We start from the raw sequence: 18928 nt of genomic DNA, 5'->3' as shown, positions 1-18928 counted from the left end.
CACCTGAAAACGAGGCGTCCGGATGGCACCGAAGCACCACCCCACGCCCCTCTCCGGAGGCGACCGCAAGGCGCTGCAGAAGGAGCTCGGCAAGGCGCGCGCGATGCCCTCGATCATGCTCGACAGCACGCCGGCGGCCTGTCCGTAACCAGCTTGCCCGCGTTTGGGTGCATCGATTCCGCAGATCCTCACGCGTACTTTGGCGCCACCGGCTTCCATCGTGAATGTGTCTCCGTCCGATACGGCTAGAACCTTTCCAGGTAGTCCGCTGCCATCGCTGGCGAGCAAACGGATGCGGCGACCATTGCGATGAGCATCTCATTTCGATATCTCCCGGCTACCGCCACATTCCCCGCATGCGGGCGCCTATATCCACCTTGGGTCCTTGGCTGGCGGGGCGCGCCGCGGTACCGGTGGGCACAAGAGGCCAGGCCGTGCGCTCGAACAGTTCCAGTAGCTTTTCAGGAATGAAGCGCGTCCTGGAGGCGTAAGTTCTCTGCTCGCGAGGTAGACAGCACGGCTGATCCCATGGCAGCGGTCAGTGGGCGGTGCGGGGAAGCGTCTCATGGCGAGAAAACTGAAGACCTACCAGACCTCGCTGGGCTTCTTCGATCTGGCGATGGCCGCTCCCTCCATGAAAGCGGCTCTGGAAGCGTGGGGCGCAGACAGCAATCTCTTCCATCAGGGCGCGGCGAAGGAGAGCCACGACCCGGACGTCATCGCCGCGACCATGGCAAAGCCCGGCGTCGTTCTCAGGCGCCCGGTTGGAACGGACCGACCTTTCAGCGAACATGCCGAGCTTCCCACCGATCTTGGCGGCGGAAGACCAACGAAAGCCGCCCGCAAGTCGAAAGGCCCAAAGGCGAAGAAGCCTTCCTCTCGCCCCGTCGATAAGGTTTTGGAACGAAAGGCCGCTTTCGACTACGAACGGGAACGGAGGAGCCGCGAGCGTGAACGGGCGAGCGAAGAGGCCGCCAGGCAGAAGGACCGTGAACGCCGGCAGCAGGCCATCGGCAAGGCGCAGGCTGCGTTGGACAAGGCCGAGCAGGAGCACGCGAAGCGGGCCGCCGTCATCCAGGCCGAGGCCGAGGCTATCGAGAAGAGATCGCAAGCCGAAAAAGCCCGCTGGGATAAGGAGAAGGAGCGATTGGAGGCTGCGCTGCGGCGCGCGCGGGGTTAGTTTCTGTCATGCTCGGCGCCGTCCTTCTAATCAGGAGGACATTCTGGGCAGGTATCACCGATCGAGTTCAGCGCGTCGCGAACCTCGGCCGCCGCTGCTTCAGCGGAGACCCCTGCTGGCGGGTCTTCACGGGCGATATCGATCGCTCGCTCCCACGCGTGCGGATCGGCGCGGTCTTGCATCCAACCGTGCTCCTCGCACTCGCGGATGGCGCCAGCATCCTGGAGCACGTCAATCGCCCATCCGCGCATCGTCCGTATCGCCGGCCTTCGTTCACTTGTCATCAGCATAGAAATGGCTCCTGAACGGCGAATCGTCTTGTCCGTCATTCGTTCCGGTCGATAACACATGGCTGGGATTCGCAACGGCGGGAGCTCAAGATCTGGTTCGAATCTTTGACCGCAGACACCCAGTCCCTGAACTTAGTCTTCCCGGCTTTTCGTTTGGGTGCGCGCGGCAAGTGCCGCACCGGGCTCTCGTGAACCGAGCCGCAGGGCGTCTCGGCCATCCGGCTTCGATCCCTCGCGCGATCATGAGTCGCTCGCCGGAGGCACTCGCCCTCGGTCCGCCGTCATTTCATTCCGGCGTCGCTATCACTGCCCTTCGTTCGGGTGCCTTCTTAACCGGTCTCGCGACTGCACTCGGTCCCGGGTCCCGCCGCTATCGCGTCGGCGCTATGCTGACCCTCCTGCGGGTGCCTCTTTTCCTTGTTCATGGAGAGCGCTTGGCGCTCGCATTGACGCTTGCTTCGCCAAGAGGCTCGGCCTCTCGCGCACATAGGCGTGAGAGGCGTGGCCTTCATCAGTTCGCATCTCAGATTCCAAATATTCGCTAGCGACAATCCCTCCGGGACCGGGCCGTCGGCTGCGCTGAAGCCTCGCCACGCAGGTCTTCACCCTTCTGGCTTCGATTTCCAACGCAAAGAGCCGCCGCGCGGTCGCTAAGAGTGAGAGTGCGGGCCGGGTCTGCCGCGACGGGTTGAAGATCGGAGGAGAGGCCTCCGGCGCCCGTCGCGGAGAACCGCGATGTCTGGACATACCGCCCGAGTTCGTGCCGGCAACGACCGCGCGAACCTTTACACCGAAATCACCGACAAGATCATCGCCGAGCTGAAGGCCGGCCGTATTCCGTGGGTGCAGCCATGGGGGACGGCAGCGATCAAGGCCCCGCTCGCGATGCCGCGCAATGCCTCGACGCAGCGCGGATATTCCGGGATTAATGTGCTGATCCTATGGGGTTCCGTTATCGAGCACGGCTTTTCCGGACAGAGCTGGCTTACTTTTCGCCAGGCGCTCGGGCTTGGCGGCCACGTCGGGAAGGGCGAGCGGGGAACGACCGTCGTTTATGCCGATCGCTTCACCCCGGGCGACGAACGTCGGCGCGCCGCGGAGGCCGGTGAAGAGCCGGGCGCTATCCCGTTTCTCAAGCGCTTTACCGTCTTCAATACGGACCAGTGCGATGGCTTGCCCGAAGAGGTCGCTGCATCGGTCGTCCCGCCGCCACCGGGCCAGATTGAGCCCCGAGCCGAGGCGTTGATTGCGGCGACCGGCGCAGATTTCCGCATCGGCGGTGCGCGCGCCTACTACAACACGGCGGGCGATTTCGTGCAGGTGCCGCCGCCGGCCGCTTACTTCGAGCCGATCAATTGGCACCGGACCGCTTTCCATGAGCTCGGTCATTGGACCGGTCATGCGTCTCGCCTCAACCGCGACCACTCGGGTTCGTTCGGCTCTAAATCATACGCGCGCGAAGAGCTGGTCGCCGAAATAGCTGGTGCCTTCCTTTGTGCCTCGCTCGGTATCGTGCCAACCGTGCGCCACGCCGACTACATCGGTTCCTGGCTGGAGGTTCTGCGCGAGGATAGTCGCGCCGTCGTGCGCGCCGCGAGCGCGGCATCGAAGGCCGCCGATTTCCTGCTCGCTTTTCTGCCGCCCACGATCGATTCCGTCGTTGAGGGCAACGAGGAGGCCGCGTGATGCAGCAGCACGTCGTCTCAGTGTCAGCTTCCAACCGGTGCTGCGCGTCAGAGAGTGAGAGGCGCGCCGGCTTGTCTGTGACGGGTAGGAGGTCAAGAGAGAGTCTTTCGGCCGCCCGTCGCGGAGAATCCGACATGGCAAGCGCCGTTCAGAAGATCAAACTCAGTCCGTCCCGGGACATTCCTTTCAACAAGCTGGTCTTGAGCCAGTCAAATGTTCGCCGCGTCAAGGCGGGCATCTCGATCGAGCAACTGGCCGAGAGCATCGCGCAACGCACCTTGCTGCAAAGCCTCAGCGTCCGTGCCGCCGTCGACGCCGACGGCACGGAGACCGGCATGTTCGAGGTGCCTGCGGGCGGGCGTCGATACCGCGCCCTCGAGCTTCTGGTGAAGCAGAAGCGCATGGCGAAGACGCAACCGGTCCCCTGCGTGGTCAGGGACGGCGGTATTGCCGAAGACGACTCGCTTGCGGAAAACGACGAACGCGTCGGCCTGCATCCGCTCGATCAGTTCCGTGCGTTCCAGATCCTCCGTGACGGCGGCATGAGCGAAGAGGACATCGCCGCACGACATTTCGTGACACCGGCTATCGTCAAGCAGCGCCTGCGCCTGGCTTCGGTGTCGCCGAAGCTGCACGACGTCTACGCCGAGGATGGCATGACGCTGGAGCAACTCATGGCCCTTACCGTCACCGGCGACCAGGCGCGTCAGGAGCAGGTTTGGGACAATGTGAGCCGTTCTCAGAACGACGAGCCGTACCAGATCCGCCGGATGCTCACGGAACACACCGTCCGCGCCTCCGACCGCCGGGCCCAATTCGTCGGGCTCGACGCGTACGAGCAGGCGGGTGGCGTCGTGCTGCGCGATTTGTTTCAGCACGATGACGGGGGGTGGCTGCAGGACATACCGTTGCTCGATCGTATGGTCACGGAGAAGCTCAGGATCGTGGCCGAGGCGATCGCGGCCGAGGGCTGGAAGTGGATCACAGTTGCCGTCGACTTCCCCTACGGTCAGTCCAACGGGCTGCGCCAACTCGACGGTCAGCCGGCTGAACTGACGGAGGAGGAGCGGGCGACGCTCGACGCCTTGAATGCCGAGTACGCCAGGATCGAGACCGACTATCAGGACGCCGACGAACTGCCTGACGAGATCGACCAGCGTCTTGGCGAGATCGAGGCGGCGCGTTCGGTATTGGAAGCTCGATCGCTCATCTACGATCCGGCCGACATCGCCCGTGCCGGCACCTTCGTCAGTATCGACGCCGAAGGTTTACTCTCGATCGACCGCGGTTACGTTCGTCCTGAGGACGAGGTGCCCCACGTCCCCGAAGGCGACGCCGACGCTGGGGGAGAGCCAGTCGACAACCGGGAGCCCGGTACGATCAAGCGTGCCGTCATCACGGTCGGTGGTGCGTCGACCGAGCCAGTCGGCGAAGACGATGCCGTAAAGCCGCTACCGGACCGGCTCGTCACCGAGTTGACAGCGCATCGCACGCTGGCGCTGCGCGATGCACTGGCCAACAGCCCCGCCGTCGCCTTCCAGGCGGTTCTGCACAATTTCGTGCTGGCGACCTTCTACCGTTTCGCATCGTCGAGCGGCTGCCTGGAGATCTCGATCCGAACGCCGACGTTCCCCGCTCAGGCTGCCGGCCTGAAGGAGAGCGCGCCGGCTGTCGCCATCGACGGACGCCACGATGGATGGAAGGCGCGGTTGCCCAAGGAGGAGGGCGGCCTGTGGGACGCGCTTGCTGCGCTCGACAGGACCGCGCAGGCGGCCCTGTTCGCGCACTGCGCCTCGTCCGCGGTCAACGCACTTCACGAACCCGCCAACCGGTACAATGAGGGGCGCGTCTCCGCCCACGGCGTCCGACGCCGGCTCGATCAGGCCGATGCCCTGGCTCGCGCTGTCGGGCTCGACATGGTGACCGCAGGCTGGAAGCCGACTGCCGATAACTACCTTGGCCGCGTCACCAAGCCCCGCATTCTCCAGGCGGTGCGCGAGGCCAAGGGTGAGCCGTCGGTGCAACTCATCGACCACCTGAAGAAAGGCGACATGGCGCGGGAGGCCGAGCGTTTGCTCGATGGCACGGGCTGGCTGCCCGAGCCGCTACGTCTCCCTGACATCGATGACGCGCAGCAAGGTCCGGCTGCGGACGTCGAGGCGCTTCCGGAATTCCTCTCGGAGGACGACGAAGTCGCCGCCGACGCAGACGAAGACCGGCCCCAAATCATCGCAGCTGAATAGTTGAGTGAAGGCGAGGCGGCTGCGGCCGCTTCGCACCTTCCCAGCCTCACACCCATCCCCAAGCCCGGCTCCCCCAATGACAGGGACATGCCGGGCTTTCATCGTTTCAGGAGAACAATCATGTCTGCTCGCACCGTCTACGAAAATGCACCACTCGGTTCACTCATTCGCTATGCCGACGGCACGCCGAGGCCGCCTGCGCGTTTCAAAAAGAAGCTCGCGGCGTGGGAAACCCGCAACGGCGCCGGGCGCCTCGTCGGGAAAGAACCGGCCAGAGACCGGCCGAACGGGATCTCGCCTGCCAGCTTCACACTCCACGAGGGCGATTTCGGGAACGGCGGCGTCGTGGTGCTGACGGTCAGGCGTATATACTCCCTCGACAGCGATCTCCGCTTCGAGATCGTCGGACGCCCTGCCATCGGCGCGGTACGCATCCTCCAGGAATATGGCGACAATGCCGAACTGCTTCATCTAGCCCAAAGCCACGAAGCGGCCGAGCGCTGGTTGACGCAACATCGCTATTCCAACGTGCGCCTGAACGAGGTCACCGAGGATGAGGTCGGCGCTGATGTCGTCGCGGGTCGGGCCGCCTTACCTTCGGTGCGATCCACTGTACCCGTTAACTTGTAGGGCTCCCGGCCATCGCGCGGTTCCGTGTAGCGGGCAGGGGCCGATCAATCGTGCCTGCAGCGTCAAGAAGCACACCAGGCGGCTGATCGAGGCGGAGGCGCAACCGGCTTGATCGCGGGCAACTCGAGGGTCCGACGCTGATGCGTCGGACCCTTTGTTCGTGGACGGGTCAAAGGAAGAGCGCGGCCGGGACGGGTTTGAGCCGGCGAGGTCGAGAGAGAGCGCCTGCGGCTCGACCCGTCTCCGCTCTTTCGAGGTTACTTCCATGAAATACATCTCCGCTTCTGCCGCCGCATCCGCGTGCTTTGAGGCCGCTTCCGATATCGCAGGCCGATCTGCCGCGATTGGCCTGGCCGCGCAACTTCTCCTTCCTCATCTCGAAAGTGGTCGTCGCATCGATGCGCCGCTCCTGCGCGTCGCCATGGACGCCGCTTTTGGCGGCACCGACGCTTCGGGAGCCTGGGCCTGGAAGACCGGCTACGACGCCTGTGAAGCGGCGACGGTGCTGTTCCTGCGCAAGTTCGCCCCGGCGATGCGCGCACGCGCCGCATCGCCGGTCGCCATGCTGCCGATGCTGGTCAAAATCAACAGCCTTCTTCCTACCCATACCCGCCGCTCCGAAGAGAGCGAGACGTTCCAACAGTTCAGTACGCCCATTCCGCTCAGTTTTGTGGCGAGCCTGGCCGCCGCGATCACGCCGGCTGACGTTGTCCTGGAGCCGTCGGCCGGCACCGGGCTGCTTGCGATCCTCGCCGAACTCGCCGGGGGATCTCTTGCCCTCAACGAGTTGGCCGAAACCCGCGCGGGACTTTTGTCACTCCTCTTTCCCGGCATCGCGGTGACCTCGTTCGATGCTGCGCACATCGACGATCATCTCAACACCGACACCGTCCCCAGCGTCGTGCTGATGAACCCGCCGTTCTCGGCCGTCGCCAACGTCGACCGCCGCATGGCCGATGCAGCGCTCCGTCATATTTCCTCGGCGTTGGCACGCCTGGCCGAAGGCGGTCGTCTGGTCGCGATATCAGGCGCGAGCTGCGCGCCCGACAATCCAGCATGGAGGGACGCCTTCATCGCCTTGCAGGAACGCGGGCGCGTCGTGTTCTCGGCCGCCATCGACGGCGCGGTCTACGCCAAACACGGCACCAGCATCGATACGCGCCTGACCGTGATCGACAAGGAACCCGCTGAAGATACGACGGTGTTTCCGCTGTCTCCGGGCATGGCGCCGGATTTAGCGATATTGCTCGGCTGGGTGATGCAGCAGGTGCCACCTCGGTCTCCGATCGGATCGACTGTCGCCAATGTAGCGACCCCGCGTCCGGTCATTCCCAAAACGGTGCGGGCCTGCGCCATGCGCCCGTCCTCCACCCCAGCTCCGGCGATGGAGCCTGCCGCGACCGAACTCGCCTACGAAACCCTGGCGTGGCACCCCGTCGAGCACGGCCGCATCACCGAAGCCCTCTACGAACAGTACGGCTTACAGTCGATCCGTATTCCCGGCTCCCAAGCCCATCCCACCATGCTCGTGCAGTCAACGGCGATGGCGTCGGTCGCACCACCCATTCCCTCTTATCGGCCGCATCTTCCCGCGAATGTGGTGTCGGACGGCCTGCTGTCGGATGCACAGCTTGAATCCGTGATCTATGCCGGCGAAGCCCATGGCGGCACTCTCCAGGGATCATGGACGGTCGACGAGACGTTCGATTTCGTCTCGGCTGCGCCCGCGGACGCCGAGAACGCCGTCCAGTTTCGGCGTGGCTGGTTTCTTGGTGATGGAACTGGCGCCGGCAAGGGCCGTCAGGTCGCCGGTATCCTGCTCGACAACTGGCTCAAGGGTCGCCGCCGTGCAGTGTGGGTCAGCAAATCCGACAAGCTGATCGAGGACGCCCAGCGTGACTGGTCCGCACTCGGCCAGGAACGCCTGCTGGTGACACCGCTCTCGCGTTTCCGTCAGGGCACACCGATCCGTCTGGAGCAGGGCATCCTTTTCACCACCTACGCCACGCTACGTTCCGACGCGCGTGACGAGAAGGTTTCTCGGGTCCGGCAAATCGTTGAATGGTTGAGCAGGGATTTCGACGGCGTGATCATTTTTGACGAGTCTCACGCGATGCAGAATGCGGCGGGCGGGAAAGGTGAACGTGGCGGCGCGGCCGCTTCACAACAGGGCCGCGCGGGGCTTCGCCTGCAACATGCCTTGCCGAACGCGCGCATCGTCTACGTCTCGGCGACCGGCGCCACTACGGTCCACAATCTCGCCTATGCGCAGCGGCTTGGACTGTGGGGCGGCGAAGATTTCCCATTCGCCACCCGGGCGGAGTTCGTTGAGGCGATTGAGGCCGGTGGTGTCGCGGCGATGGAAGTACTGGCGCGCGATCTCAAGGCGCTCGGTCTCTATGCCGCCAGATCGCTGTCATATGAGGGCGTCGAATACGAGCTGGTTGAGCATACGCTCACCGACGAGCAGAGTCGCATCTATGACGCTTATGCGGGCGCGTTCAGCGTCATCCATAACAATCTCGATGCGGCGATGCAGGCGGCCAACATCACCGGCTCCACCGGCACTTTGAACGCGCAGGTGAAGTCCGCCGCGCGCTCCGCCTTTGAGAGCGCCAAGCAGCGTTTCTTCAACCACCTCATTACGGCGATGAAGATGCCGTCGCTGATCGCAGCCATTGATCGCGATCTTGCGGCGGGCCATGCCGCCGTGATCCAGATTGTTTCGACCGGCGAGGCGCTGATGGAACGGCGGCTCGCCGAAATTCCGACCGAGGAATGGGGCGACGTCCAGGTCGACATTACCCCGCGCGAATACGTGCTGGATTATCTCGCGCATTCGTTCCCGACCCAGCTCTACGAGCCCTTCATCGACAGCGAGGGCAATTTGTCGTCACGGCCGGTATACCGTGACGGCCAGCCAGTGCAGTGTCGGGACGCCGTCGCGCGCCGCGACCGGCTGATCGAAAAACTCGCCTCGTTAACGCCTGTCCACGGCGCGCTCGATCAGATCGTTCAGCGCTTCGGCACCGACATGGTGGCCGAAGTCACCGGCCGTTCGCGCCGGATCGTTCGCAAGCGGGGCGCCGATCGCATCGATCGGCTCGTGGTCGAGAACCGCGCGGGTTCGGCGAATCTCGCCGAAACCCAGGCGTTCATGGATGACGACAAGCGCATCCTCGTTTTCTCCGAAGCAGGCGGTACCGGACGCAGTTATCATGCGGAGCTGTCAGCCAAAAACCGCCGCCTTCGGGTTCACTACCTTCTTGAGGCCGGATGGAAGGCCGATGCCGCCATTCAGGGCCTTGGCCGTACCAACCGCACCAACCAGGTGCAGCCGCCGCTGTTCCGCCCGATCGCGACCAACGTGAAGGCCGAGAAGCGCTTTCTCTCGACCATCGCGCGGCGTCTCGACACCCTCGGCGCCATCACCAAAGGCCAGCGCCAGACCGGCGGGCAGGGGTTGTTCAGATCCGAGGACAATTTGGAGAGCCACTATGCCGGCGATGCCCTGCGGCAGCTCTACGTTCTCCTTGTCATGGGCAAGGTCGAGGATTGTTCACTCCAGACGTTTGAGGATACCACAGGGCTCAAGCTTATGGATGCCAACGGCATCAGGGACGAATTGCCGCCGATCACGACCTTCCTCAACCGTCTGCTGGCGATGACTATCGATCTGCAGAACATCCTGTTCACGGCTTTCGAACGATTGCTGACCTCGCGCATCGAGGGGGCGATCGCAAGCGGTACCTATGATGTCGGATTGGAAACGCTCACGGCAGAGTCCTTTGCCATCGCCGATCGGCAGACCATCTACACCCATCCCGGCACGTCGGCCGAGACCCGTCTGCTGACGATCACCCAACGTGATCGCAACAGACCCGTTACCCTCGACGACGCGCTCAATCGTCTCGCCGATCCGCGCGCCGCGCTCCTGGTCAACAGCCAGTCGAGACGAGCGGCAGTGCAGGTACCGGCTCGCAGTCTGATGACTGACGACGGTGAGGTCGAACGCCGGGTGCGTCTCATTCGACCGATGGAGCATCCAACTGTCGCGTTGGCGATGATGCCACAGACCCACTGGCAGGAGACCGACCGCGAGACCTTTTCGCGTGTCTGGACCGCGGAGGTTGCCGAGGTACCGGAATTCACCGACAGCGAGATCCACATCGTGTCTGGATTGTTGTTACCGATCTGGAAGCGCCTGCCCAACGAGTCGACGCGGGTCTACCGGCTCCAACTGGATACCGGCGAGCGCATCATTGGCCGCCAGGTCTCGCCGGCTTGGGTCGTGGGCGCACTTTCAACCGGTATGGCGACGTTGACGCCGGACGGGGCCTTTACGGCGCTGATGGACGGCAAGACCGTGCTCGATCTCGCCGAAGGCCTGAAACTTCGTCGCGTCCGCGTCATGGGTGTGAACCGCATCGAACTGTCCGGTTTTACAGACGCGATGCGGGACCGGCTGCGAGCCTATGGCCTGTTCCACGAAATCATCTCGTGGAAGCTGCGCTTGTTCGTGCCGACGGACGCTTCCGGGCCGGCAATCCTGGGCAAAGTGCTGGAGCGCTATCCGCTCTCGCGCATCTCCGAATCTGCGGCGGCGTGACATGCCCCGCGATGCAACCGAATTGGCGCATCGCCTGGCGCGGGAAGCCGAGGCGGTGTGCCGTCACTATCTCTCCAACGGGCGGCGGGTCGGAAACTATTGGCAGGTCGGCGATGTCAGGAACGCCGCTGGCCGCTCGATGTTCGTACGTCTGAGCCGCGATGCATCCGGCAAACGCACCGCCGGCAAATGGACCGACGCCGCCACCGGCGAGCACGGCGATCTGCTCGACGTCATCCGCAAAAGCTGCGGCTTCGTCGATTTCCGCGACGTGGCTGGCGAAGCAAGACGCTTCCTCAGGCTACCACGACCTGAACCGGACTACCCACCGCGTCATTCGGTGGTACCGACTGGATCGCCGAAGTCGGCGACCAGGAAATCTCCGGAATCGGCACGGCGGCTATTCGCGATGTCTCAGCCGATTGCGGGGACGCTTGCGGAAGCAAATCTCCGTGCCCGCGGCATCACGGTTCTTCGCGATTGCGCAAGCCTTCGGTTCCATCCGCGCTGCTACTACCGCCCGGATCCATACGAACCGACCGAGACCTGGCCGGCGATGATCGCGGCGGTGACCGATCTTGACGGAAGGATTACCGGCGCGCATCGTACCTACCTCAATCCGCAAGGGTTCGATCGTTCGGCCAGCGGCAAGGCGCCAATCGACACGCCACGGCGCGCGATGGGCCATCTCCTCGGTAACGCCGTTCGTTTCGGTGTCGCAGACGACGTGATGGCGGCCGGCGAGGGGATCGAAACCATATTGTCGCTCCGTTGCGGTTTGCCTGATATGCCAATGGCCGCGGCACTTTCAGCCGCTCACCTCGCAGCCATTCTCCTTCCGGCCACACTGCGTCGCCTTTACATCGTTCGCGACGACGATCCCGCCGGAGATCATGCAATGGAAAGCTTGAGCGCACGGGCTGGCGCGAACGGGATCGAGGCGATCGCCCTGTCGCCGCGCTGCGGAGACTTCAACGAGGATCTCCGAGGTTTCGGCATTGATGCGCTTCGGGCTGCCCTGCGAGTGCAACTCGCCCCGGAGGACGTAGCGCGCTTCATTGAGTTCTGACTCGCCGCCGGTACGGGCCCACGAAGGCAGTGTCTTGCGCATTCCCTCGCGCCGGTTCGCAGGCGTTTCCGGGTGGGTCGTAGAGGATCGCTCCCCGGCCTTCTGAGAGGGCGACCCTGCGGCAAGCGGCCCGGCCACGCAATGGCGCGAGCCGGCTATTTTCCGTCGCGTCCTTACAGACGCTTTACATCGCGAAGCAAAATAGCCGGCTCCCGCCATCCTCCGCTCTGCTTCGGCCGCTTCGCGGTGCAGGTCCGGTCCGCCCGCCGCCTTTCGTCGCCACGAAGGCCGCGATGGGCGCGGCCGTTCCGACAAAGGAAACCGCCATGACGACTGATCGCGACGAACAGACCTGGGATCCGCCGCTCACGACATCCCCAACCGATCACGTTCTCACCGAACTCCAACTCCATGGCTATCGCCCCTTTCAGGACGAACCCGACCCCAGACCGCTGCCTGAAGCGCACACCGTCGCCGACGCCGTCGCCGACATCTTTGACGCCCTGATCGCGACGCTCAGCGAGACCCGTCTCGAACCAGATCTTGAGAACCTGCTGTGGGGAAGCGTCAATCTCTTCCACCGCGCCACGATGCGTATCGAACGCGACCTCGACGGCAATGAGTTGGCGCAGAAGCGCAGCCAGAAGGATCAGGATGGCTCGGAAATCCGCTCGGTCGAATTGGAACGCCTCATCGCCGAGGGCATGACCCTGATCGAACGCCGCAACGCCATCGAGTTCTTCCGCGACCAGGCCGCCGAGCAATTCGAGCGTCACACAGGCTCAGCCTGGCGGCCACGCTCGGGGTCTCTGGTGAACCATCGCACCCTGACTTCGGCCATGATCGACAGCCGCGACTTTCTCGCAGCCAAACGTCGTGTCGCCCTTGAGCCGCTGATGCCGGCGGGCACCAGGATCGCCTTTACCGGTGGACTCGATTGCAACGATCACCGCCTGATCTGGGATACGCTTGACAAGGTCCGGGCCAAATATCCTGACATGGTCCTGCTGCATGGAGGATCACCGAAGGGGGCTGAACGCATCGCCGCCCGCTGGGCCGATCACCGCAAGGTAACGCAGATCGCCTTCAAGCCGGACTGGACCCGCCACGCCAAGGCGGCACCCTTCAAGCGCAACGACCAGATGCTCGACGTCCTGCCAGTTGGCGTCATGGTATTCCCCGGCACCGGTATTCAAGACAATCTCGCCGACAAGGCGCGCAAGCTCGGCATTCCCGTCTGGAAGTTCGGCGGCGACGGCGGCGCGTAAGCCCCGCTACTGCCGGACCAAAGGCACATTTCCGTCTTGACCAGACGGCGGTACCGCCAACGAATTTCCTCTCCCGTCACCTCATGTCTTCGGCTATACCAAATGCTGCGCCGTGGTGGTGGTGGAGGCGTAACCCTTGCAAAACCTGTCACGGGACCCCCCACCATGATCATCATTGGCATTCTTCTCAATATCGCCGGGCTCGGCGTCGTCTGTTGGGCGCTATTCACGCTCGCAGTCTATGCACTGCCGTTCTTTGTCGGCATGACCGCCGGCATGTATACGTATCGAACTGGAATAGGTCCCATTGGCGCCATCGCTGTTGGTTTTGTCGCGGGTGCCTTCGGACTTTTGGCCGGTCGGTATCTCTTCTCTGTCACACGCTCTCCCGCCATCCGTCTTGTCATAGCCCTTTTGTTCGCGGCTCCCGCGGCGTGGGCCGGCTATGAGGTGACGTTCAACCTCGCTCATATCGGCATTTCCTCGGAATGGTGGCGGGAAGTGTTTGCCCTGGTCGGCGCGGTCGGCATCGGATTCACCGCTTGGGCCCGCGTGGCGATAACGACGACACCTGTTCTCAGCGAGGGCGTTGGTGCTGGTTCGGCTCCATCACCCTTGGGACCACGCTTGGGATCGGTGACCCCAGACGGGTGATCGTTCGGCTCCGTCATCTCTCGGCTGGCTATGGAGCGGGAGGCTGTCGTTCTTCGTGACCGAGAGATAACGGCCCGCGCGGGAGCGCTTCGAACGGGCGGTGACGATCCCGTCGGTGGACGATAATACTGAAGGCTTGGAGCGTTGTCGTTGGCCCGATTTGTCTCGTCGACGCTTGGCCGCCTTTCTGTACGCCAGGTTTTCTCTTCCTTCCCGGAGGCGCCAGGGTCTCCTGTTCGGACCGATTGAAAGCTGGGCACATCTCCTCGAATGCTGTTCAAAGCACGCGAGCACCTTGCCTCTCATTGGCTTGATCTGGCCGAAGGCCGGCTGCGCCTCGATCGCCTGAACCGCAATGGCGGACGGATCGACTTTCTTCCCCTGGGCTTCGCCCATTCCTCGCGGGGCCAAGAAAGTCTCACCGCCGCCATCCTCCGCTGCGCTGCGGCCCAAGCGGGTGCGGCGTCGATCGCCTTCGGCTTTCAGATCGCCATCGAGGCCGCGGTGGTCGCGGGCTCGAAACAAGCTAAGGAGAAGTGACATGGCTAACATCGGTTCATTCAAGAAGTCCGGCCAGGAATTACAGGGCGAGATCGTCACCTTGAGCCTCCAGACCAAGGGCGTCCGCATCGTGCCCGAGACAGACCGGACCAGCGACAACGCGCCGAGCCACCGGGTCTATGTCGGCCGCGCCGAGATCGGGGCCGCCTGGCCGAAGCGCTCCAGCGAGGGTCGCGATTATCTTTCGGTGAAGCTCGACGATCCGAGCTTTAACGCTCCGATCTACGCCAACCTCTTCGACGACGAAGACGCCGAGACCTCCACCCTGATCTGGTCCCGCAGCCGCAAGCCCAACGGGGACTGAGCCGAACCAGACCCAACACCCCGCTCGTCGAGCGGGGTGTTGATTCCTGCATTTTCGGCTAGGATCGGCCAAGGCGGGACTGCGTCCGGCCTGGCTTGCCTTTAGGCCCGGCTCGCGAAAAGGCGTTGCACCAGCACCCGATCCAAATTTCGATTTCAACGCTTGGACGGCGTCCGCTTCTTTCGTTCGCCTGATTCGGCAGGGGGAAGCCTGAGAAGATCTGCGGCTTCGACCCCAAGAGCCCGTCCGAGCCTGTCCACCACGTCGATGCCGGCGGCGTAAAGGTTTCGTTCAAGCGAGCTGATATAGGTACGGTCGATTTTGGCACGGTGCGCCAACTCTTCCTGCGAAAAGCCGCGTGCCCGTCGAAGCTTCCTCAGATTGAGCGCGAGTACCTCTCGTATCTCCATACGTGAGAGGGCAGCGCCTTGAAGAGTATTTCACCACGGAGTATTCTCTACAATCGCGCGTGATATCCGACGGGTGGGAACGTTCCGTACAAACGGTTGGTTAATCTTTTGGGGCCAACAAAGCCTCTAAGCGGCCGGGCTTCCCAGTACAAAGATCGCCTGAGGGCAGCTAAGATGTCCCGAGGTCGAAGCTTCTAGAAAATAGTAGGAGTTTCAATGCCGTCGCCACCGCTCGATCCCAATGTTGCAGATACGGCTCCCGATGATCCCGTCCTGACAGTGTATGACGAGGAACACGTCGTCACCTACTTGCGCCTGCTCGACGCCGAGGCCGATAACGCGGATTGGCGCGAAGCGGCGCGCCTCATCCTCCACATTGATGCCGTCCGGGAGCCGGAACGTGCACGCCGTGCGTTCGACACCCATCTTGCTCGCGCGAAATGGATGGCGGACCAGGGCTATCGTCATCTGCTGCATCGAGGCCGGCGAGAAGATGGAAAGTGAATTCCATTTGACAGAAAGATGACTTCTTGTTTGTCCCTTGATTGCAAAGCTGAATGACGCAATAGCGACAGCGTATCGTGCAACCATAAAGGGTCCCCATTTTCGTGCTGCAATTCCCTGTCCTTTTAAGCATGGGGAAAGTAGTACGATGTCGGAATTCGATTGGAGATCGCCGAATGCCTATGCAAGCCTGCAGAGTGCCGAAGCAACTGACTTCGCCTGGGAGTGTCTTCGTCGCAATCTCGACTATCGTGAAGATTACCGCTCGCTACAGCGTGGCGGGTCGCAGGCTGCGCTGAGCGAGGAAAAATTCCGAGAGCGATGGGGGCTTTCTTTTCGCAGCTGACCCCCGCCATTCCTTCGATACGCAGGCCATCTTCTGGGCGCCCGAGGTTCTGCCGACCGTGCTGCCGGCGGGTGTTCGTTCGTCGATTGATGCTTGTCGGTACGATTTTGACCTGACCAAACTGACCGGCGCCGAGCTTCGGCGTGCGTCAGATGGATGGCATGCCGTTGTCCGGTTAGGCGGGACGACGCATCGGCTCTGGCTGAGGGAGCCCCCAACTGAGGCCTCATTGCTGATCCTCGAACTGCCGCTCGACGCCGAGTTCGACGTTCGCTCGCGCGCCGCGCATCGGCTGTGGTCGGCTCTTGGCGGACGGCGGCCGGGACCGCCACTTCCTGCGCTGTCTGCGCAAAGACGCCAGCGGATAACGCTTGCCATCCGCGCCCTCGATGGCCAAGCCGAAGGAAACAGCTATCGCGCCATCGCAGAAGCCTTGTTTGGCAAAAGCCGCATTCCGGATCATGCCTGGAAAACCCATGACCTGCGTAACCGCACGATCCGCCTGGTCCAGAGCGGGCTGGCGCTGATGCGTGGCAGCTATCGGGCATTGCTTCGGCGGTCGCGCCCCAAGCAATAGCCGATCATTCAAGGGGTGCCGAAAACGGACCTCCCGATCATCGGCATCCCCCTTCGCGCCCTCACTGCGCCACCCTGACCTTCGACGCGCCGCCAACCTCGCCGGCGCTCCAGAAGATCATGGAGCCTCTCAAATGCCCGATCCGAACGCCGGCTTGCCGCCGCGCTATCTGCGCACGCCCGAGGCTGCGCGGTTCCTCTCGCTTTCCGGTCGCACGCTTGAAAAGCACCGAACCTACGGCACCGGCCCTGCCTACCGAAAACTTGGTGGGCGCGTGGTCTATGCGCTGGAGGATCTGAGGGCCTGGGCAGATCGGGGCGCCAAAACCTCCACCTCTGATCCAGGCGCCGGCACGGTGCTACCCGCCAGGCGGCATGCGAGCCCCATTCCCTACGCGGGCAAGGCGCGACGCTGATGGCCAGGGAACATGATCGGCCGGCCTGGCGCCGAGGTATCTTAGAGCGCGAACAGCTCGACCTGTTCCGAGCGCTTCCGGGCGACCTCGCGGCACGCGACGCGCAGGACCTAATGGCATATCCGTTCTTCTCCCTGGCCAAGTCCAGGCGCGTCGTTCCGATCGACTTCCGCGCTGGCAAGATCGCCATTCGCGTCGAGGCTGTGCCGGAACACGGCATGGCGACGATCTGGGACGCGGATGTGCTGATCTGGGCGGCTTCGCAGATTGTTGAAGCGCGAGACAGCGGGTTGAAGACCTCCCGCCTGATGGCGACAACGCCCTACGAAATCCTTACCTTCGTCGGCCGCGGTACCAGCGCTCGCGACTACGACCGTCTCAAGGCGGCGCTCGACCGGCTGCAATCGACCAGCGTGATGACGTCGATCCGGCAACCGACGGAGCGCCGGCGGCACCGGTTCTCCTGGATTAACGAGTGGAAGGAGACCGCGGATGTGCACGGCCGCCCGCGTGGACTGGAGTTGATCCTGCCAGACTGGTTCTACGGCGGTGTATTGGACGACGCGCTCGTGCTCACGATCGACCGGGCCTATTTCGACCTGACAGGTGGACTTGAGCGTTGGCTTTATCGGGTCGTCCGTAAGCACGGCGGCCATCAGCAAGGCGGCTGGAGTTTCGATCTTGTTCATCTCCACGCCAAGTCCGGCAGCCTCTCGCCGCTCAAACATTTTGCCTACGACCTGCGCGAAATAGTCCGTCGCCAGGCAATGCCTGGCTACCGTCTTTTCATCCGACCGGGACCTCGAGGCGCTGAACGTCTCGTCTTTACGCCGACTCCCGTCGATCCGTTTGTAGAACGTCTGCGCAAGCGTGGTTTCTGTCGCACGGGGGAAAACCTGTGAATCAGCTCGTGCTATCGGGGACCGGGATTCACGTGCCATCGAGGACCCGATCCTCGTGCTATCGAGGACCAAAATCGGATGAAACGTCTTGGTACTCAGTAGCTTGTCGCGGCCGTAACTTTACTAACCTGGAATCCTTCGGGTTCCTTCTAACGGGGACGGTCGTTTTCCAGCCTGTTGGTAAGTGGGCGCTGCGCCGCCTGCTTGGGCGGACCAAGGCGTTTGACCCCCGAGCAGATGGAGCAGCCGCATGAGCGATCTCACGCAGGTTGAGCTGCTATGGCTTGAAGGTCGCATCGAGAATCGCATCCGTTTCGGTCGTATCGCCGAGGAACGAATCCTCGATCGTCGCAGGCGGGTCCTTTCATTCGCGCCCGGCAGCATTTTTGCGTTCGTGCGCTGGATGTCGAACGATTTTGGGACGGTCGTTTCCCGCATCGACATCTTGCGGGCGGTAGCACCCGGCCAGCGCTGCTCGACTGTTCCTTACGTCAAACCCGGTGGCGAGATCCTTTTGCGTCTGTCAGGCTGGCCGAGGGTCCAGCGCGTAATGCAGCTGATCGATGCCGTTGAGGCGCTCGGCATCGATCCTGCCGACGCCGCGCCCGATTACTGGCACCATGCGCATAACCGGTTGTCGGTCAACGAAGTACCTCGGACATACACCCGGTCCCGGCACCAGGCCTGGCTCCATCGGCGCAGGATGATGTCATGAGCGCCCGGCGTGCGACAGTTCTCACGGCATCTGTGGTAACCGTTCTTCTGCTTTCAACGATCGAAAGAGCGCCACCACGCTACATATGGAATGCATCGAACAGCGTTCCAACCGGTCTTTACCGCCTTCATCCGATGACCACATTGGCCGTTACCGAACTTGTCGCGATTCAGCCGCCAGATTTCCTTGCTGCATTCCTTGATCTCAATGGTTATCTGCCGATCGGTGTCCCCATGCTGAAGCGCGTGCTGGCCCTCCCCGGGCAGAAGGTTTGCCGAAGCCGCCTGACGATCACCGTCGACGGCGTCGAGGTCGGCCAGGCGCAGGAACGCGACGGGAGAGGCCGTCCGCTTCCGGCCTGGAACGGATGCCGCGTCATTGCTGATGGCGAAATCTTTGTCATGAACTGGCAGTCAACCGACTCGCTGGACAGCCGCTACTTCGGGCCACTTCCTGCCTCCGCAGTGATCGGCAGAGCGGTACCCGTGTGGACCAACGAGGAGTGATCATGCACGAACTCCTCAACAACCCGACGGATGACGGCTCCTCCGAAGGGCCTCCACTC

The 18928-nt window shown here is 63.1% G+C and carries 20 protein-coding genes; 18 read left to right on the top strand and 2 right to left on the bottom strand.

Annotation, left to right across the window (positions count from 1 at the left end; all coding sequences use genetic code 11):
• The first annotated feature begins 22 nt into the window (after positions 1 to 22).
• Both QUH67_RS21645 and QUH67_RS21640 read left to right on the top strand, forming a co-directional pair.
• Positions 23 to 148 carry a hypothetical protein gene (locus tag QUH67_RS21645; RefSeq protein WP_300948317.1) on the top strand — a complete coding sequence of 42 codons (126 nt, stop codon included), beginning with the start codon at positions 23 to 25 and terminating at the stop codon, positions 146 to 148.
• 417 nt (positions 149 to 565) lie between these two features.
• Positions 566 to 1180, top strand: a complete 615-nt coding sequence (locus QUH67_RS21640; RefSeq protein ID WP_300941061.1) for a cell envelope biogenesis protein TolA — start codon at positions 566 to 568, stop codon at positions 1178 to 1180.
• 26 nt (positions 1181 to 1206) lie between these two features.
• On the opposite strand, the gene QUH67_RS21635 is transcribed toward QUH67_RS21640, so the two are convergent.
• Entirely contained in the window at positions 1207 to 1470 is a 264-nt protein-coding gene (locus QUH67_RS21635) for a hypothetical protein (RefSeq protein ID WP_300948125.1), read from the bottom strand.
• Positions 1471 to 2205: 735 nt separating this feature from the next.
• Here QUH67_RS21635 and QUH67_RS21630 point away from each other — a divergent pair.
• The 9 genes from QUH67_RS21630 to QUH67_RS21590 all read left to right on the top strand — a co-directional run bounded on the left by QUH67_RS21630 (position 2206) and on the right by QUH67_RS21590 (position 14494).
• Positions 2206 to 3156, top strand: a complete 951-nt coding sequence (locus QUH67_RS21630; protein WP_300941059.1) for an ArdC family protein — start codon at positions 2206 to 2208, stop codon at positions 3154 to 3156.
• Between the two features lie 134 nt (positions 3157 to 3290).
• A complete protein-coding gene (locus QUH67_RS21625; protein ID WP_300941057.1) occupies positions 3291 to 5399 on the top strand; it encodes a ParB/RepB/Spo0J family partition protein in 2109 nt (702 codons plus the stop codon).
• A gap of 120 nt (positions 5400 to 5519) precedes the next feature.
• On the top strand, positions 5520 to 6029 hold the full coding sequence (locus QUH67_RS21620) for a hypothetical protein (protein WP_300941055.1): 510 nt from the start codon (positions 5520 to 5522) through the stop codon (positions 6027 to 6029).
• 265 nt (positions 6030 to 6294) lie between these two features.
• A complete protein-coding gene (locus QUH67_RS21615; protein ID WP_300941054.1) occupies positions 6295 to 10638 on the top strand; it encodes a strawberry notch-like NTP hydrolase domain-containing protein in 4344 nt (1447 codons plus the stop codon).
• 1 nt (position 10639) lies between these two features.
• Complete coding sequence (locus QUH67_RS21610) at positions 10640 to 11707, top strand: DUF7146 domain-containing protein (protein ID WP_300941052.1); 1068 nt, start codon at positions 10640 to 10642, stop codon at positions 11705 to 11707.
• A gap of 326 nt (positions 11708 to 12033) precedes the next feature.
• Positions 12034 to 12975 (top strand): DUF2493 domain-containing protein, encoded by a 942-nt coding sequence (locus tag QUH67_RS21605; RefSeq protein ID WP_300941050.1) that lies wholly within the window; start codon positions 12034 to 12036, stop codon positions 12973 to 12975.
• 165 nt (positions 12976 to 13140) lie between these two features.
• A complete protein-coding gene (locus QUH67_RS21600; RefSeq protein WP_300941049.1) occupies positions 13141 to 13629 on the top strand; it encodes a hypothetical protein in 489 nt (162 codons plus the stop codon).
• A 270-nt stretch (positions 13630 to 13899) separates the two neighbouring features.
• A complete protein-coding gene (locus tag QUH67_RS21595) occupies positions 13900 to 14169 on the top strand; it encodes a hypothetical protein (RefSeq protein ID WP_300941047.1) in 270 nt (89 codons plus the stop codon).
• A gap of 1 nt (position 14170) precedes the next feature.
• Positions 14171 to 14494, top strand: a complete 324-nt coding sequence (locus tag QUH67_RS21590; RefSeq protein WP_300941046.1) for a DUF736 domain-containing protein — start codon at positions 14171 to 14173, stop codon at positions 14492 to 14494.
• A gap of 155 nt (positions 14495 to 14649) precedes the next feature.
• On the opposite strand, the gene QUH67_RS21585 is transcribed toward QUH67_RS21590, so the two are convergent.
• Positions 14650 to 14904, bottom strand: coding sequence for a helix-turn-helix domain-containing protein (locus tag QUH67_RS21585; RefSeq protein ID WP_214489760.1), 255 nt, complete (start codon positions 14902 to 14904; stop codon positions 14650 to 14652).
• A gap of 216 nt (positions 14905 to 15120) precedes the next feature.
• Between QUH67_RS21585 and QUH67_RS21580 the strand changes: the two genes are divergently transcribed.
• The 7 genes from QUH67_RS21580 to QUH67_RS21550 all read left to right on the top strand — a co-directional run bounded on the left by QUH67_RS21580 (position 15121) and on the right by QUH67_RS21550 (position 18869).
• Entirely contained in the window at positions 15121 to 15408 is a 288-nt protein-coding gene (locus QUH67_RS21580) for a DNA -binding domain-containing protein (protein WP_300941043.1), read from the top strand.
• Between the two features lie 148 nt (positions 15409 to 15556).
• Positions 15557 to 15754, top strand: coding sequence for a transcriptional regulator domain-containing protein (locus QUH67_RS21575; RefSeq protein WP_300941042.1), 198 nt, complete (start codon positions 15557 to 15559; stop codon positions 15752 to 15754).
• 229 nt (positions 15755 to 15983) lie between these two features.
• Positions 15984 to 16331 (top strand): DUF2285 domain-containing protein, encoded by a 348-nt coding sequence (locus QUH67_RS21570; protein ID WP_320416087.1) that lies wholly within the window; start codon positions 15984 to 15986, stop codon positions 16329 to 16331.
• 133 nt (positions 16332 to 16464) lie between these two features.
• Positions 16465 to 16746, top strand: coding sequence for a helix-turn-helix transcriptional regulator (locus QUH67_RS21565; protein ID WP_214489757.1), 282 nt, complete (start codon positions 16465 to 16467; stop codon positions 16744 to 16746).
• Positions 16746 to 17648 carry a replication initiator protein A gene (locus QUH67_RS21560; protein ID WP_300941039.1) on the top strand — a complete coding sequence of 301 codons (903 nt, stop codon included), beginning with the start codon at positions 16746 to 16748 and terminating at the stop codon, positions 17646 to 17648. The genes QUH67_RS21565 and QUH67_RS21560 overlap by 1 nt, the downstream gene beginning before the upstream one ends.
• 250 nt (positions 17649 to 17898) lie before the next feature.
• A complete protein-coding gene (locus tag QUH67_RS21555) occupies positions 17899 to 18363 on the top strand; it encodes a DUF2840 domain-containing protein (RefSeq protein ID WP_300941038.1) in 465 nt (154 codons plus the stop codon).
• Entirely contained in the window at positions 18360 to 18869 is a 510-nt protein-coding gene (locus QUH67_RS21550; protein ID WP_300941032.1) for a S26 family signal peptidase, read from the top strand. Before QUH67_RS21555 ends, QUH67_RS21550 begins: the two co-directional genes overlap by 4 nt.
• The last annotated feature ends 59 nt before the right edge of the window (positions 18870 to 18928 follow it).

This window comes from Bradyrhizobium roseum, from assembly GCF_030413175.1.
GTDB classification, from domain to species: domain Bacteria; phylum Pseudomonadota; class Alphaproteobacteria; order Rhizobiales; family Xanthobacteraceae; genus Bradyrhizobium; species Bradyrhizobium roseum.
Note: the sequence above shows the minus strand (reverse complement) of the source record. Positions and strands in the feature narration are given on the sequence as shown.